Below are 17,469 nucleotides of genomic sequence, written 5' to 3'. Positions count from 1 at the left end.
TATGGCAGATAAGCGAAGTAAACCAATACGAAAAAAACAGCAGTCTATTTCTGAAAGACCGACCCTTGCTTTGGATATGTGGCGATTTTATCTGCTTTGGGGAACGGTACTCCTTTGTTTTGTTGTGTTGATTGCGCGTGCGTTCTATGTGCAAGTGGTCAATAAAGACTTTTTGCAAAATAAAGCCAATGCCAATATTTTAAGGACTGAGCGTTTAGAGGCGATGCGTGGTGTGATTAGTGATCGCCATGGCGTACCTTTGGCGATTAGCACCCCGATCATGAAAATTGTGATGGACCCAAGGGATTATTGGGAAACCAAACAGCAATTTGATGACATCACGGCAGAACTCAAAAAAGACCCGAATAATCGTAAATTAAAACGTCAATTGCCCGATAAAAACTTGAACCTAGATGAATTGGCAGATGCAGTTGGTGTAGATCGTGCAGATTTAAAGAAACAAATGCAGGCACGTCCACGTTCACGTTATTTAGTTTTGCAAAAAGAAATTCCACCACAACAAGCTGACTTGATTACCAAGCGTAATTTCCAAGGCGTTTATGCTGAGAAAAGTTATAAACGCTACTATCCACAACCGCAGCCGAATGCACAGATTATTGGTTTGACCAATAGTGAAGGGGTGGGGGTTGAAGGTTTGGAAATGCAACTGAATAAACAGTTGTCAGGCATGGATGGCGAGCAGAAAATTATCCGCGATAAAAAGGGTAATCGTCTGAAAGTTTCAGAAGTGATCAAAGAAGTTGAATCAGGTGAAAATGTTACCCTGAGTATCGATTCACGTTTGCAATATATTATGTACCGTGAACTGACAGCTGCAGGTGTGGCCAATAACGCTCGCTCTGCAACAGCAATTGCGGTTGATGTCAAAACGGGTGAAATTTTGGCGATGACCAGTTGGCCGTCGTATAACCCGAACGATAAGAATGGTCTCAGCAATAAAGATGCGATGCGTAACCGTGGCGCGATTGATATGTTTGAACCAGGTTCAACCATGAAGCCATTTACTGTGGCTGCTGCTTTGGAAAGCGGGAAATACACGCCGAATACGATTGTTAATACTTCACCTGGATCGATGCGTTTAGGTTGGCATACCATTCGTGATACACATAACTATGGTGCTTTAACCGTTTCAGGCGTCATTATTAAATCCTCGAACGTCGGTTCGGCAAAAATCGCCCTGTCTTTACCAAAAGATACCGTTCCATCTTTCTTTAGACGTGCAGGTTTCGGCCATCGTTCAGCGGTGAAATTTCCGGGTGAAAGTTCTGGTTTGCTCTATTCAGGTGATAAGCTCAATCCATCGCAGTTGGGAACCATGGCATATGGTTATGGTTTGAATGCGACAATTTTACAAGTTGCACAAGGCTATGCCATGTTGGCAAATCATGGCGTACAAATGCCATTGAGTTTGCGAAAATTGGATAAGGTTCCAGAAGGCACACAGGTGTTGAGTCCTAAAATTGCCGATCAAGTCCTGACCATGCTTGAGCAAGTGACCATGCCTGGTGGTACAGCGAAACAAGCGGTGATTCCTGGCTATCGCGTTGGGGGGAAGACAGGGACAGCGCATAAATTACGTGCAGACCGTAAAGGTTACTCAAACAGTGAGTATCGTGCTTTATTTGCAGGTGTTGCGCCAATCAGCGATCCGCGTTTAGCCATGATTGTCGTGGTTGAAAACCCACAAGGCCGTTACTATGGTGGTTTGGTTGCTGCGCCTGTATTTGCGCGCATCATGCAAGAGTCTTTACGCCTTTTGAATGTGCCTTTAGATAAACCACTTGATACTTCTATAAAATCCAATCCGTAGGTAAATTATGTCGATTCGTTTTCAACAGATACACCCGATCAGCATAGATGCGGCTTGGTATACCCAACCTTTTCAGGGTTTTTCTTTGGATAGCCGCAAGGTTGAGAAAGGGCAAATTTTTATTGCTTTAAATAGCTATAGCCAACCTGAAAAAACACGCCAGTTTGCACAAAATGCTTTGGATGCAGGTGCATTGGCCGTAATCAGTGAGGCACCATTGGGTCTCGCAAACGAATGGGTTTGTGCTGATGTTCGTTATCAAATGGGCGAATGGCAGAAGCAGTATTTACAAGCGACTGATCCTGTTCAGCCTTTACGTGGTATTGCGGTGACAGGAACTAATGGCAAAACCACGATTTCACGCCTCATTGCGGAGCTGATTAGTTCACAAGGTAAAGGCTGTGCAGTAATGGGGACGACAGGTAACGGTATTCTGCCAAATTTAACCCCATCCACACATACCACCTTGGATGCACTGCAACTACAGCATGCGTTACATGACTATGCCAAACAAGGCGCGAGCTTTGTCGCACTGGAAGCCAGTTCACATGGTTTGGAGCAAGGGCGTCTTAATGGTTGTGAGCTTGAAATTGCGGTGTACAGTAATTTAAGTCGTGACCATCTGGATTATCACGGTACTTTGGAAGCTTATGCTGAAGCCAAAGCTTTATTATTTAAATTCAAGACATTAAAAGCTGTAGTGATCAACTTGGATGATGCACATGCACATCTCATGTTGAATGCTGCAAAGGCGAATCCGGCACAACCTAAAATTCTGACTTATTCTTTGACTCAGACGACAGCAGATTATCATATTGTGGATTTGCAATATCGCTTGAGTGGAGCAAGTTTTACATTAATCGCTCCGACGGGTCACTATGTGGTGCAAAGTCCATTACTCGGACAGTTCAATGTTGAGAACTTATTGGCCAGCCTGATTGCTGCTGAATATGCAGGTTTTACGCTTGCTGACTTAGTCCAGTTTGTACCGCAGCTCCAAGGTGCACCAGGTCGTATGCAAGTCATTCAAGATGCTGAGCGTCTATTTGTGGTGGATTATGCGCATACACCTGATGCCTTGATCCAAGTGCTAACGACCTTGAAACGTCATGTGACTGGACAACTATGGGCAGTATTTGGTTGTGGTGGCGATCGTGATCGTGGCAAACGTCCACTCATGACGCAAGCTGCACTTGAGCATGCCAGTCCTGTTGTGCTGACTTCGGATAATCCGCGCACTGAAAATCCTGAACAGATTTTTGCGGATATGAAGCAAAGCATCAATTTCGCAGAACATGAGATGCATGAAATTCATGATCGTCGTGAAGCGATTAAATTTGTGGTGGCGCAAGCCCAAGCAGGTGATATTGTGGTGATCGCGGGCAAAGGACATGAAAACTATCAGGAAATTGATGGGGTTCGCCATTGGTTTGATGATGTGGTTGAAGTGCAGTCTGCGATTGATGCACAGCCACATCCTGTCGATTCAGCCTATCCTGCGCAATAAGGTTAAAAGGTAAATAAAGCGTATGCATACTTCAACGACCAGTACTGTTCCATTACAACCTTGGACCGCAGAACAATTACAGCAAGCGACCCAAGGCGAGTGGTTTCAACAGAATATTCCACAAGGTGAAATTAAACGTATTTTAACGGACTCGCGTCATGCAGAAGCTGGCGATACTTTCCTTGCATTAAAGGGTGAACGTTTTGATGCGCATAATTTTGTCGCACAAGTCGCTGCACAAGGGTGCCAAATTGCGATTGTTGATCATCCTGTTGATGTTGATATTGCACAGTTGATCGTAAAAGATACGCGTTTGGCTTTGGGGCAGTTGGGTGCTTATCGTCGCCAACATAACCCTCAATTGAAAGTGATTGCGTTAACAGGCAGTAGTGGCAAAACCACCACCAAAGAAATGTTGGGCAGTATTTTATCTCGCTTGGCACCGACCTTAATTACCCGTGGCAACCTGAATAATGATCTCGGTGTTCCGATGATGTTACTTGAGCTGCGCCCTGAGCATCAGTATGCCGTAATGGAACTGGGTGCCAGCCATCAAGGTGAAATTGATTACACCTCGAATCTAGTACAGCCGCATGTGGCAGGGATTTTGAATATTGGCACAGCACACTTGGGTGAGTTTGGTGGGCGCGAAGGCATTTGCCGCGCTAAATCAGAAATCTATGCGCATATTTTGCCTCAAGGCACTGCGATCGTGCCTGCACAAGATGATTTTTCTGAAACGATTCGTGTGAATGCGCAAACACATTCAATGCTGAGTTTTGGTGAGGGTGGGGATATTTTTGCTACAGATATTCAGCTTCATCCTCAATCAGCACAGTTTAACTTGCATACACCACAAGGTATTCGTGCAGTGAATTTGCCATTTGCTGGCGCGCACAATGTACAGAATGCAGCAGCAGCGACTGCATTTGCTTTAGCAATTGGTATTGCATTGGATGATATTGTGCAAGGTTTAGAGCAGGCACAAGGTGCCAAAGGGCGTCTGAACTTTATTCAACACCAACATCATTTGTTTATTGATGATACCTACAATGCCAACCCGACCTCTATGCGTGCAGCAGCACAGGTGCTCTTGCAGCAACAGGGCTTAAAAGTCATGGTGATGGGAGATATTGGTGAACTGGGTGACAGTAGCTGGCAAGAGCATCATGATCTCGGCCGGGACTTGGTATCGTTACCATTAGAGCATCTGGTTGTGGTCGGTGAATTCGCTGAAGCAGCGCAACAAGGTTCATCTCATTCAGAAAAGTTACATGCCTTTGCAACACAGGCAGAAGCATTACCGTTTTTAATTAATTTAGTCCAAACACATCAACCCCAGTCAATGAGTTTCCTATTCAAAGGGTCTCGTTATACCCACATGGAAACGTTGATGGCTGACTTGATGGAGAAAATTTAAATGTTGTTATGGTTATTTGAGCAATTGGCGGACTATAATAGTTCGTTTCAGGTTGTTCGTTATTTAACATTGCGCTCTTTGTTGAGCTTACTGACGGCCTTGACGATCGGACTGGTTTTAGGACCAGTGATGATTCGTAAATTACAAGCATTAAAATATGGTCAGGCTGTGAGTTCTTTTGCGCCTGAAAACCATGCCAAAAAAATGGGAACCCCAACCATGGGCGGGATTCTTATTTTACTCTCCATTGGGATTAGTACCTTGCTTTGGGCTGATTTATCTAATCCATATGTTTGGATTGTGCTCGGTGTCATGGTGGTGTTTGGTGCTGTTGGTTGGGCGGATGACTGGATTAAAGTCCGTTATAAGGACAATGCGGGTTTGCCTGCACGCAAAAAATTCTTCTGGACCTCAGTTGCCTCTTTGGGAGCTGGTATTGCACTGTATGTGATTGCAAAACAACAGGACAGCATAGAGCATACGGCCAATATGTTGGATTTGTTGATTCCATTCTTTAAGAATCTTTCTATCCCGCTTTCAGCTGTGCCGTTAGGTTTAGCCTTTATTGCATTTACTTATCTGGTGATTAATGGCGCATCCAATGCGGTCAACTTGACGGATGGTTTGGATGGTTTGGCGATTATGCCAATTGTCATGGTCGCAGCGGGTTTAGGTGTATTTGCTTATTTATCTGGTGATATTCGTTTTGCCAATTATTTGCATATTCCTTATGTAAAATATACCTCTGAACTGGTGGTGATCTGTTCTGCCATGGTTGGTGCTGGTTTGGCCTTCCTTTGGTACAATGCACATCCAGCCCAAGTCTTTATGGGTGATGTCGGTGCTTTGGCACTTGGCGCAATGCTAGGTACCATTGCGGTGATGGTTCGTCAAGAAATCGTATTTGCCATTATGGGCGGTGTATTTGTAATGGAAGCGATTTCTGTATTCTTACAAATCGGTTCATTACGGATGAGGAATAAGCGTGTGTTCTTGATGGCGCCTTTGCACCATCATTATGAAAAGCAAGGCTGGAAAGAGACTCAGGTTGTGATTCGTTTCTGGATTATCACGATTTTCCTCGTCGTGTTAGGCTTAATGACCTTAAAATTACGTTAAACCAAGATTCAAGAAAGAAGCTGGTATTGACCAGCTTTTTTTATGTTTGGAGAAAATAGATGAGTTTGTTGATGTGTCCTGTTTGTCGCCAATCCTTGAATTTGGTTGAGAATTCTTGGCGTTGCGAAAAAGGACATCACTATGATGTAGCCAAACAGGGCTATGTTAATTTACACGTGGTGCAGCATAAGCATAGTAAAAGTCCAGGGGATACCCCTGAGTCAGTGCTGGCACGTCGTGAATTTTTACAAGCAGGTTTTTATCAGCCCTTGCAGCAAGCTGTAGTTGAAATTCTACAGCAACTTAAACCTCAAGCCGTTCTAGATATTGGTTGTGGTGAGGGTTATTACACCAGTGCCATGCAAGCACATACCCAACAGTGTATCGGTGTGGATATTGCCAAAACAGCCGTCCAGCGCGCAGCAAAGTTAAATGCAGAGGTCATATGGGTGGTGGGAACAGGTGCAACCTTACCCGTGCAAGATCATTCCATTGACATTTGTACCAGTCTATTTAGTCCGATTCCACAAGATGAAATCGTTAGAGTTTTGCGTGATGATGGCTATCTAATTGTGGCAACACCTGCACCTAAACATCTTTATGATTTACGTGAGGCATTGTTTGAGCAAGTGAATTTGCATGAACCACAAAAATTTGTAGAACAGCTAGATGCTCAGTTTGAGTTAAAACAGGCACAGATTGTTGAAGCACCGCTACAGTTGGATCAACAAGCATTAAAGAATTTAATTGCGATGACGCCTTATGCTTATAAAGCAAACCCTGAACGACGTAAAGTACTTGAGCAAGCACAGCAATTTGCAGTGACTGCCGCCTTTCAGATTTATCTATTCCAAAAAAGAAAGAAGCCATCAATGTGATGGCTTCTTTTTTATTTACTGGATTTGATTGATCAAATGCTCAATCCCATCCTTTTCTTTTGGCGGTGGGTTCTGTGAATTTGAACCCATTGCAGGCGGTTGCTTTTTCGCTGGGACAATAGGCTGTTCGTCAGTCACTGGTGTTGTTCCAGGGAGGTCTGAGAAATCATTTTGTGTTGAGCGAACTGGTGCAGGTGGTGCAGGGCGATAAAGTGGGCGCGCCAATGGTGGAGAGGCCCGATACTCTTTTTTATCTTCGCTTTGCTGGATTTGTAACTTATCACGAGAGATTGGATCTTTCGCTTCTTTATCCAAACGCACCCAAGCTGATGGGGTATCTTTTAAAGATTTGCCCATAAAGTTGGTCCAGATTGGAAGTGCAGCAACGCCACCATATTCACGACGACCCAGTGTGCGCGGTTGGTCAAAACCGACCCAAGCAATTGCAACTAAGTTCCCATTAAAACCTGCGAACCAAGCATCTTTAGCATCATTGGTTGTTCCTGTTTTACCACCGAGATCATCACGACCAATTTTAAGTGCAGCTCGACCAGTACCATGTTGAATTACATCTCGTAAGATGTTGGCCATATCGTAAGCCGAGCTTGATTTTAAAATACGTTGTGCTTGACGATAATCACTATTGGCTTTTGCTGTTTGTGCAGCATCAGCAGGCACTATTTGTGCTTCAGAAGCAGCAGAGATTTCATCTAAAGTTTGGTTGCTAACTTCTGTCACCTTGTCTTTAGATTCATTAGCTTTCACTGTTTGCTGTTCGGCCTTGGTATTTGGATTGTTGATACATGGAATACACGCGTACTCAGGCTTTGCTTCATAAATCACTTTACCCGCTGCATCTTCGATACGTGTAATAAAGTGCGGTTGAATACGATAACCACCATTGGCAAAAGTTGCATAACCTGTTGCCATTTGAATTGGCAGTACCTGCGGTGTACCTAATGCAATGGTATAGTTACGTGGAATCTGATCTTCTTGTAAACCAAAATCCATAAATAGTTGACGGGTACGCTCAATTCCCACGTTTTGTAATAAACGCACTGAAACGGTATTACGGGATAAATAAAGCGCACGGCGTAAAGGGATCATACCCAAATAGCGACCATCAGAGTTTCTTGGAGACCACTTACCAATGGTAATTGGACTGTCATTGACCATACTGTATGGGGTCATGCCACGTTCCAAAGCCAATGCGTAGACAAAAGGCTTAATGGTAGAACCAGGTTGTCTCCAACCTTGTATTGCGCGGTTAAATTTAGATTGATAAAAGTTATAACCACCCACAACGGCTTCAATTGCGCCATCATTGGGGTTGATTGCAATCAGTTGCCCTTGGACTTTTGGGACTTGAACCAAAGACCAAACCGTTTTGCTTTCATTTGGACGTAGACGAATAATATCTTTGACTTTGACAATTTGTGAGGCGTTCGAAGGTGCTCCACCGACGCTATTGGCATTGCGGTACGGGCGAACCCATGACATCCCTGACCAGTTGACCGTTACTGTTGAACCATCTTGCATCAAGGCATCAAAAGAATTGTTATTGACCTTGACCACTTGGGCAGGATAAGTGTTTGCATAAGCAATAAACTGTTTGAGTGGTTTGTCATGTGCTTCGGGACCACGCCAGCCATGACGACGATCATAAGCCTCTAAACCATCTTGAATGGATTGTTCGGCATAACGTTGACGGTTACTGTCAACGGTCGTGTACACCTTATAACCTGAGTCAACCGCTTGTTCACCAAAATGTTCAACCAGTTCTGAACGAACCATTTCACCGACATAGGGGAATACGTTGCTGACCGAACGATCAATCATATTTAAGTTGATGGGCTCTGCAACAGCTTGTTGGTATTGATTTTGGTTGATATAGCCCAGTTGTAACATACGTCCTAAAATCCAGTTGCGACGTTCAAGTGCACGCTCAGGATTAACCACTGGATTATATTTTGAAGGTGCCTTAGGTAGACCTGCAATCATTGCCATTTGTGCTGTGGTCAGCTCGCCAATATTTTTGTTGTAATAGACACGTGCCGCAGCAGCAATACCATAGGCATTTTTACCTAAGAAAATTTTATTCACATAGGCCGCTAGAATTTCTTGTTTTGTTAAGTTTTGCTCGATTTTTCGTGCCAAAAACACTTCAGTTAGTTTGCGTCGAAGTGTTCGATCTGGGCTTAAATAATAGTTCTTTGCCACCTGCATGGTAATGGTTGAGCCCCCAGTTTGGACATCAGACCCTGTAACAGATTCAGTAAGTGCTCGCCCAAGCCCTTTAAAACTAATACCATTATGTTCAAAAAAGGATGAGTCTTCCGCTGCTAAAAAAGCATGAATAAAGGTTGGAGGAATCTGCTCATACTTAACTGGAATGGATAATTTTCCGCCATATTCTGCAATTAACTGATTATCCGCCGTGTAAACTTGCAATGGTTTTAGTAAAGGCGCTTTTTTAAGTGAACTCATATCTGGCAATGAAGGTGCGAGATAGAGATACATGCCATAAAATCCCATTGGAAGTGAGACTAAGATAATAATAATGATCAAAAAAAATGGGCGAACAATACCAGAACTGGATAGCTTTTTCATAATAAGTAAGTTTTAATAAGAGCGAATGACAAACTAATTGTGGTCAGTATATCCTTTAGACATGCGGATTGTTAGATGAGTTATTGTATCCGTAGCAATTAAAGACCAAAACAAATTAGTGTGTTGTATTTTTGGGGATAAAAAAATAAATAGGAAAGTACTGTGCTCAGGTTATATCGTAAACCAAATAAGGGGTTAACGGGTGTCGATATTAGTTCGACAACTGTTAAATTATTGGAGCTCTCTGTAAAGAACGGTAGATATTGGGTTGAAAGTTATGCAGTGATGCCATTGCCTGAAAGCAGCGTGGTTGAAAAAAGCATACTGAATCCAGAGGCGGTAGGGGATGCGCTTGAGAGAGTGGTCAACCTTGCAAATCCTCACACCATGAATGTTGCGATTGCAGTACCGACATCGATGGTCATTAATAAGATCATCGAGATGGATGCTGACATGACGGATGAAGAACGAGAAGTTCAAATTCGTATGGATGCTGAGCAATACATTCCGTTCCCATTAGATGAAGTGAGCCTAGATTTTGAAGTTTTACCTGATCGTTTGGCCAATCCAAACCGGGTAAATGTGCTCTTGGTTGCAACGCGCACCGAGAATGTAGACACGCGCGTAGAAGTGCTTGAACTGGCGGGTTTAACTGCAAAAATTGCAGAAGTTGAAAGCTATGCTATGGAACGTGCGTTCAGTGTGTTTGCAGATACGCTACCAATGGGCGCAAATACGGTGGGCATTTTGGATATTGGTCATACTATGACGACCTTATCTGTCATGCAAAAAGGCAAGATCATTTATACACGTGAGCAAGTGTTTGGTGGCCGCCAATTGACCCAAGATGTTCAGAGTCGTTATGGCCTTTCTTTTGAAGAAGCTGGTCGTGCTAAAAAAGAAAGAACCTTGCCCGATGATTATGACACAGAAGTCCTAGAACCTTTCTTGGACGCCGTCGTACAACAAGCTGCGCGTTCACTGCAATTTTTCTTTTCATCTTCTCAATTCAATGAAATTGATCATATTTTACTGGCTGGTGGGAATGCCAATATTCCAGGCCTAGCTAAGCTATTACAACAAAAACTCGGTTATCGTGTCACCATTGCCAATCCATTTCTACAAATGGGTTTTTCTCCCCAAATTGATATTAAAAAAATTGAAAACGATGCTTCCTCTTTGATGGTTGCATGTGGTTTGGCATTGAGGAGTTTTGATTAATGGCAAAGATTAACTTACTCCCTTGGCGTGATGAGCTAAGAGAACAAAGAAAGAAACAGTTTGTCGCATTTTGTGTTGGGGTTGCTGCATTAGGGGTTGCATCAGTTTTTTCGGGGTGGATGTATTTTGATCATAAATTGAATGATCAGGAACAAGCCAATCAACTGATTGTGAGTACCAATCAGAATTTAGATACTCAATTAAAAGCATTGGATGGCCTACAAGAACGACGTAATGCGATTATTGAACGCATGAAACTGATTCAAGGTTTGCAAGGACAACGTCCTGTTACGGTACGTTTGGTTGATGAGTTGGTACGAGTGACTCCTCCAACCATGTACTTAACCAAGTTTAGTCGTACTGGGGATAAATTCACGATTGAAGGAAAAGCTGAAAGCCCAAATACGGTGGCTGAACTTCTACGTAATCTAGAAGCTTCTCCTTGGTATCGCAATGCCTTTATGAATTCCTTCCTTGCCGTGGATGAAAACAAAAATAAAGACAAAACAGCAAGTTCTTTGGTGCCTCGTGTTGAGGAAAATTATGGAAGCTTTGTTGTCACTGTGGATTTAGGTGAAATCGGGACAACTGCTGATGCTGCACCAACGTCAGACGCTGCAGCATCAGGGGCAGTAGGGGTGACAAAATGAAGTTAGATAAATCGGATGATTTAAATCAAGACACCGTTGCTGTGAAGAAAAAGAAAATGACGGTAGACCAATTCTTCCAACAATTTAATACGCTGGATATGAATAACTATGGCAGTTGGCCATTATCGGTCAAAATTACCTGCTGGATTTTTGTTTTCTTGGCGGTTGCAGCATTGGGTTATTTTGTGGTGATTAAGTCTCAGCTTGAATCGATTGCAAACGCCGAAGCTCAAGAACAAAGTTTGTTGAATGAGTTTAAAGAAAAAGATTCAAAATTGCGTAATCTGCAACAATATCAAGCGCAACTGCAAGAAATGGAAGCTAACTTTAACCAACAGTTAGAGCAACTGCCTAAAGAGACTGAAATTCCAAGCTTGGTTGAGGACATTAACTTAACCGGTGTGAATTCAGGGCTGAAATTTAAAAATATTCGTCTTGAGAGTGAAGTGAAGCAAGAGTTCTTTATTGAACAGCCAATCAGTATTGATGCAACAGGCGATTATCATGCTTTTGGTGCTTTTGTGACAGGCATTGCCGCTTTGCCACGTATCGTGACCTTGCATGATTTTACGGTTGAAGCAACAACAGATACCCAGAAGAAATCTGATATTCCAGTGGTGAACTATACCGTTAAAGCAAAAACATATCGTTATGTTGGGGCGGATGAGCAAACAAATAATGCTGCAAGTGCTGGTACAGCGCAAGCAACTACTCCACCTGCGCAAGGAGGAAAATAGTAGTGAATAATTATAAATTATTACTGGGTTTATTCATTGGGGCGACTTTGGTGGGGTGTGATTCGCGTATTGATGCGGTGAATCAGAAGATGGCAGACATTCGTAATCAGCCACCTTTGCCAATTGAGCCAGCACCAGTTTTTACCCCTGTGCCATTGTTTAACTATTCAGCTCATCAACTTAAAAGCCCATTTATGCCAAGCTCATTGGCTGCTGAATTGAAGATTATGGCGGGGAAACGGGTTTATCCGAATTTTAATCGCCAGCCACAGCCTTTAGAGAGTTATGCGCTGGAATCGTTGAATATGAAGGGCAGTATGCGCGGTAAAACCAGCAATACCATTGCTCTGATTCAGACACCAGACGGTCAAATTGAACGTGTGCAAGTCGGAAGTTATTTGGGTATGAATCAAGGGCGTATTATTAAAATTAGCCCAACCCAAATCGATTTGGTGGAGATTGTACCTGATGGTCGAGAAGGCTATGTCGAGAGACCTCGTACACTCGTTTTAATTGGACCAGCGCCGTAAGATTAAGGGAATAAAAATGAAAAAACAGTTTAAAGATTCTTTATTTGGGGAAGCGAAGACCATGAATCATGCATTCCGTCAATTTTCTATGGGTGCGATTGCGATTGCGGTGATGCAAGTGGCATCAGCGCAAGTGAGTATGACCAATATCGTACCAATGAGTTTGGGTGATCAGGGCACGGAAATTCGTGTGATGTTTAATGGCCTTCCACCACAACCACAGGCGTATCAACTTGAACAACCTGCTCGCTTGATTCTTGACTTTGATAAGTCACAACAGGGTCTAAAGCAAAACTCGATTCCAGTATCAACCGCTGAAGCGAGTTCGATTGAGGTTGCATCGGACGATCAGCGCTCACGTGTGATTGTGAATTTAAAAGATGCGGGTGCATTCACAACACGTGTTGAAGGTAATACCTTTGTTCTTAAAATTAACTCAGCCAAACCTGCTGCGATAAATACAACTATTGCCGCTGTGCGTCAGGTACAGCAAGGCGTTTCCAATATTGGTTTCCAAAGAGGCAACCAAGGTGAAGGCTTGGTTGTGATTGATTTGCTGGGTAACAACACCCCTGTGGATGTACAACAACAAGGCAGTAAAATTGTGGTGCGTACAGCAGGGAATAAAATTCCGACACATTTAGCCCGTCGTTTAAATACCAATGATTTCGCAACACCTGTGGCGAGTATTGATGCTTATAATGATAAAGGCAATGGTGTGATTACTATTCAATCTGCTGGAAGCTATGAGTATATGGCTTATCAGGCAGAGAATAAGCTCACTATTAGTCTGAAACGCCCTATAGATAACTCTCCAGCCAAGGCCAAGACACAAACGTATACAGGGAATAAAATCTCTTTAGATTTCCAAGATATTGAAGTGCGTCGAGTGTTACAACTATTGGCTGATTTTACCAGCATTAATATGGTCGCGGCAGATACGGTACAAGGTAATATTACCTTGCGCTTAAAAGATGTACCCTGGGATCAGGCTTTAGATATTGTATTAAAAACCAAAAATCTTGATAAACGCCGTAATGGTAGTGTGATCTGGATTGCACCTGTTTCTGAGTTGATTAAGGCTGAGGAAGAAGAAGCCAAAGCCATTGCACAAAGTGTGAAGCTTGCGCCTTTGCAAACCGAATATATTCAATTGAGCTATGCAAAAGCGGCTGATATTGAGAAGTTGATTACGCAAGGTAAGAATGCTAATACAAATAGTAATGGTAATTCTGGCTTAGTAAGCAATGATACATTGTCAGGCGGGTTACTCAGCCCACGAGGTACAGTTTCGGTTGATCCACGCACCAACACCTTAATTCTGAATGATACTTCACAGAAAATTGATCAGATCCGCAAGATGGTCGATTTACTCGATGTTTCTGTTAAGCAAGTCATGATTGAAGCACGTATTGTCAGTGCCAGTACCGACTTTACCAAAGAGATGGGGGTGAAATGGGGGATTCTATCGCAAGGGATTACCAATAATAATGATCTTTTGGTTGGCGGTAGTAATAATACCTTATGGAATTTACGTGATCCGCAAAAGAATAGTGATACTGGCGGTTGGAAATATGAGATTGAGCGCCCAGATAATCTCAATGTGGATTTAGGTGCGGTGACACCTGGTGCAAGTCGTATCGCTTTCGGTTTGATTAGTCTCTCTGATTTTATGTTGGATCTCGAGTTATCAGCGGTCCAAGCGGACGGTTATGGTGAAGTGATATCGACACCAAAAGTCATGACTGCAGATAAACAACCTGCAAAAATTGAATCGGGGACTAAAATTCCATACGCATCTTCTTCCGGGGGAGGCGCGAATGCGGTGCCGAAAACCGAGTTTATCGATGCAACCTTAAGTCTAGATGTTACCCCAAGTATTACGCCTGAGGGTAAAGTTATGATGAAGTTGAATATTACTAAGGATTCACCAAGTAACCCAACACCAACAGGACAATTGACAATTAATAAAAATTCAATTGATACCAATGTTTTGGTTGATAATGGTGAAACGGTGGTTCTCGGCGGTATTTTCGAACAAGAGAATATTAATTCACAGACAAAGGTGCCTTTCTTGGGTGATATTCCTTATTTAGGTAAATTATTCCGTAGAGAGCGCAAAACAGATAATAAACGTGAACTGCTTATTTTTGTGACGCCGAGAATTGTTAATGACACTTTGACCAGAAATCATTAATATATTTTCAATAATTGCAATGAATATAGGTGGCGCGTTGCCAAGCAAAGCGTTTGAAACCCTACCAAATGTTTATTTGGTAGGGCCGATGGGGGCAGGGAAAACAACAGTTGGCCGACATTTAGCAGAATTGTTAGGCCGAGATTTTATTGATAGTGATCATGAGATCGAACGCAAAACAGGCGCGACCATTCCATGGATTTTTGAAAAAGAAGGGGAAGCAGGATTTCGTTTGCGTGAAACCAATGTTTTAAATGATCTCACTTCCCGTCCATTATTGGTGCTGGCGACCGGTGGTGGAGTTGTTACTCAAGCGAAGAATCGTGAATTTTTAAAACAACGCGGTATCGTTGTTTATCTTTATACGCCTGTAGAGCTACAGCTACAGCGAACCTATCGCGATAAAAATCGCCCATTATTACAAGTCGAAAATCCAGAGCAAAAATTACGTGATCTATTGACGATCCGCGATCCTTTATATCGTGAGGTTGCACATTATATAATTGAAACAAATCAAGGTGCAGCACGGGATTTAGCGCAACGTATTTTACACGTCATTTTATCTAAACAAGTTAAATAGTCTCTGGTTGGTTTAAGTTTATGCAAACGTTACATGTTGAGTTAGGTGATCGTCGTTATCCGATCTTTATTGGCAGCCATTTAGATCCTAAAAGTTTACTTGAGCCGTATCTACATGGCCGACAAGTGATGTTAGTGTCCAATACCACTGTTGCACCGTTATATCTCGAACATTATGTGAATGCATTAACCCAGTTGGATAAACAAGTGGCGCAATGCATTTTGCCTGATGGTGAAAAATATAAAGATATCCAGCACTTGAATTTAATTTTCGATGCTCTGCTCGAAGCGGGCTTTAACCGTGATTGTACGGTATTGGCTTTAGGTGGTGGCGTGATTGGTGATATGGCGGGTTTTGCCTCCGCTTGCTTCCAACGCGGTGTGAACTTTGTGCAAGTGCCCACCACGTTATTATCACAAGTAGATTCCAGTGTCGGTGGTAAGACGGGAATTAACCATCCCTTAGGTAAAAATATGTTGGGTGCTTTCCAGCAACCACAAGTGGTACTAGCAGATATGGCACAACTGGATACCTTGCCTGATCGTGAACTGTCTGCAGGTTTGGCTGAAGTAATTAAATATGCCTTATTGGGTGATACTGATTTTCTTGTTTGGTTAGAGCAAAACATGGATGCTTTGGTTGCTCGTGATGCAAATCTATTGGCTGAAGCAGTTTTTCGTTCATGTGCACATAAAGCACGTATTGTAGCTAATGATGAAAAAGAACAGGGTGAGCGTGCGTTGCTCAATCTTGGGCATACTTTCGGTCATGCAATTGAATCTTATCTAGGTTATGGCACATGGTTACATGGTGAGGCAGTAGCAACAGGGATGGTGATGGCTGCAGATTTGTCGCAGCGTTTAGGTTGGATCTCTGCGGAAGATCTGCAACGTACAAAAAATATCATTCAACGTGCTCATTTACCGATATCATGTCCGAAAATTCCATTAGATGAATTCTTGGCTTATATGTCGCACGATAAAAAAGTCTTAAATGGTCAATTGCGCCTGGTTTTACTGAAGAAATTAGGGCAAGCAGTGATTACTAAAGATTTTGATGTTGAGCTGATGAAACAATCTATTCTTGCAAATCAATCTGCATAATTAATCATTTGGGAAAAGCATGGCTGTATCACGATCAATTTGGCAAAATATTCAACAATATAGCTGGCTGGTTTTTGCCGTCGCTTGTTTAATAGCTGCATTGATATTTTGGGGTATTACCGATAGTCAAGTGTTGGTCAAAGAAGAGCAGCCATCCCAAACTGAAACTCAAGTCCAAATTCAGCCAGAAAAGGTTGCTGCAACAGCACATTTAGGCGCTCTTTCGGATGAAGTTAAGCCCTTGGATTTAACAACACGTGTCGTTGTTTCCAATGATCATGCACCTGAATTTCGTGGTACTAAATTTATTAAAGAAAATCAGCAGCGATGGACCATGGAAATTTTCCGTAGTTCAGATGAAGCAATTGTTAAAAATTTTCTATTGAACCGTGAAGATCGCAGAAAGTTCGTGTATTTTCGTTTGAGTGGTGAAGATCAGGTTGAACAATATGTTCTCAGCTATGGTGTATTTACGAATGCTGAAGATGCAAGCCGTCAATTTTCGCAATTAAATCTAACCCTACCAGAATCTGTTCAGCCAACGGCTCATCAATTCTCAAGTTATACTGCCTTAGTGAATGATCTAGGTGCTGACGAAATGAAATCAGCAACCAATCAACTTTATGCAGTTCAGTTAAGACCAGCGGCATTGCCTAGAGTGGATGAGAGTTTACTGATGGGAAGCGGCGCGTCTCAGAGTACAACTGCTGTACGTAGCACGGAACCATCGGCGGTGAAGACCACAGTTACACAGCGTGATGCGCAGGGTAATGTCGTTAATGTAAAACAGACCCAATCGGTACCAAAACCACCTGCAACTGCTGAAAAAATAAAAGAAAATTCAGATGCTTCTAAGCGTGAAGTGAGTGACCCTTTTAATTAAAATTGCACCATAATTGTGCGTTTGTGGTTCTTTTTATAGCATCGTGGAAGTTTTTGGTGCATTTTTGTGCGCAAAAATGAGTGCATTCTTCTTCATATCTTGATGTTATTTTAACTTTTTTAATGATTTAGTAAAAACATGCATATATGGCATGTTTTTTGCTTTTTTGTGGTGCTAATTTGTCTGCTCATTGCCCTGTTTTG

The 17,469-nt window shown here is 42.6% G+C and carries 13 protein-coding genes and 1 pseudogene; 13 read left to right on the top strand and 1 reads right to left on the bottom strand.

What is annotated here, in order from left to right:
• Position 1 precedes the first annotated feature (1 nt).
• The 5 genes and pseudogenes from ftsI to B2727_RS18995 all read left to right on the top strand — a co-directional run bounded on the left by ftsI (position 2) and on the right by B2727_RS18995 (position 6,755).
• Positions 2 to 1,835 (top strand): annotated as a pseudogene (gene ftsI / locus B2727_RS19015) (penicillin-binding protein PBP3).
• A 3-nt stretch (positions 1,836 to 1,838) separates the two neighbouring features.
• Complete coding sequence (locus B2727_RS19010) at positions 1,839 to 3,338, top strand: UDP-N-acetylmuramoyl-L-alanyl-D-glutamate--2,6-diaminopimelate ligase (protein ID WP_033132641.1); 1,500 nt, start codon at positions 1,839 to 1,841, stop codon at positions 3,336 to 3,338.
• 22 nt (positions 3,339 to 3,360) lie between these two features.
• Complete coding sequence (locus B2727_RS19005) at positions 3,361 to 4,758, top strand: UDP-N-acetylmuramoyl-tripeptide--D-alanyl-D-alanine ligase (protein ID WP_033132640.1); 1,398 nt, start codon at positions 3,361 to 3,363, stop codon at positions 4,756 to 4,758.
• Entirely contained in the window at positions 4,759 to 5,877 is a 1,119-nt protein-coding gene (gene mraY, locus B2727_RS19000) for a phospho-N-acetylmuramoyl-pentapeptide-transferase (protein ID WP_004803897.1), read from the top strand.
• A gap of 59 nt (positions 5,878 to 5,936) precedes the next feature.
• Positions 5,937 to 6,755: a putative RNA methyltransferase gene (locus B2727_RS18995; RefSeq protein ID WP_005201360.1), complete on the top strand. Its 819-nt coding sequence runs from the start codon at positions 5,937 to 5,939 to the stop codon at positions 6,753 to 6,755.
• 15 nt (positions 6,756 to 6,770) lie between these two features.
• Here B2727_RS18995 and ponA read toward each other — a convergent pair whose 3' ends face one another.
• Complete coding sequence (gene ponA, locus B2727_RS18990) at positions 6,771 to 9,365, bottom strand: penicillin-binding protein PBP1a (RefSeq protein WP_033132639.1); 2,595 nt, start codon at positions 9,363 to 9,365, stop codon at positions 6,771 to 6,773.
• A gap of 162 nt (positions 9,366 to 9,527) precedes the next feature.
• Between ponA and B2727_RS18985 the strand changes: the two genes are divergently transcribed.
• From B2727_RS18985 to B2727_RS18950, 8 genes are all read left to right on the top strand, one after another.
• Complete coding sequence (locus B2727_RS18985) at positions 9,528 to 10,586, top strand: pilus assembly protein PilM (protein WP_004803903.1); 1,059 nt, start codon at positions 9,528 to 9,530, stop codon at positions 10,584 to 10,586.
• Positions 10,586 to 11,236 (top strand): PilN domain-containing protein, encoded by a 651-nt coding sequence (locus tag B2727_RS18980; RefSeq protein WP_033132638.1) that lies wholly within the window; start codon positions 10,586 to 10,588, stop codon positions 11,234 to 11,236. The genes B2727_RS18985 and B2727_RS18980 overlap by 1 nt, the downstream gene beginning before the upstream one ends.
• Positions 11,233 to 11,973 (top strand): type 4a pilus biogenesis protein PilO, encoded by a 741-nt coding sequence (locus tag B2727_RS18975; RefSeq protein ID WP_033132637.1) that lies wholly within the window; start codon positions 11,233 to 11,235, stop codon positions 11,971 to 11,973. Before B2727_RS18980 ends, B2727_RS18975 begins: the two co-directional genes overlap by 4 nt.
• A gap of 2 nt (positions 11,974 to 11,975) precedes the next feature.
• A complete protein-coding gene (locus B2727_RS18970; RefSeq protein ID WP_005201352.1) occupies positions 11,976 to 12,503 on the top strand; it encodes a pilus assembly protein PilP in 528 nt (175 codons plus the stop codon).
• Positions 12,504 to 12,564: 61 nt separating this feature from the next.
• The gene (pilQ, locus tag B2727_RS18965) at positions 12,565 to 14,700 is read left to right on the top strand and encodes a type IV pilus secretin PilQ family protein (protein WP_162180557.1); all 2,136 of its coding nucleotides are present in this window, start codon (positions 12,565 to 12,567) and stop codon (positions 14,698 to 14,700) included.
• A gap of 19 nt (positions 14,701 to 14,719) precedes the next feature.
• Complete coding sequence (gene aroK / locus B2727_RS18960; RefSeq protein ID WP_005201348.1) at positions 14,720 to 15,280, top strand: shikimate kinase AroK; 561 nt, start codon at positions 14,720 to 14,722, stop codon at positions 15,278 to 15,280.
• Positions 15,281 to 15,300: 20 nt separating this feature from the next.
• Positions 15,301 to 16,383: a 3-dehydroquinate synthase gene (gene aroB, locus B2727_RS18955; protein WP_033132635.1), complete on the top strand. Its 1,083-nt coding sequence runs from the start codon at positions 15,301 to 15,303 to the stop codon at positions 16,381 to 16,383.
• Between the two features lie 19 nt (positions 16,384 to 16,402).
• Complete coding sequence (locus B2727_RS18950) at positions 16,403 to 17,266, top strand: hypothetical protein (RefSeq protein ID WP_033132634.1); 864 nt, start codon at positions 16,403 to 16,405, stop codon at positions 17,264 to 17,266.
• The last annotated feature ends 203 nt before the right edge of the window (positions 17,267 to 17,469 follow it).

Source organism: Acinetobacter sp. UBA991, from assembly GCF_002292065.1.
Lineage (GTDB): Bacteria > Pseudomonadota > Gammaproteobacteria > Pseudomonadales > Moraxellaceae > Acinetobacter > Acinetobacter higginsii.
Note: the sequence above shows the minus strand (reverse complement) of the source record. Positions and strands in the feature narration are given on the sequence as shown.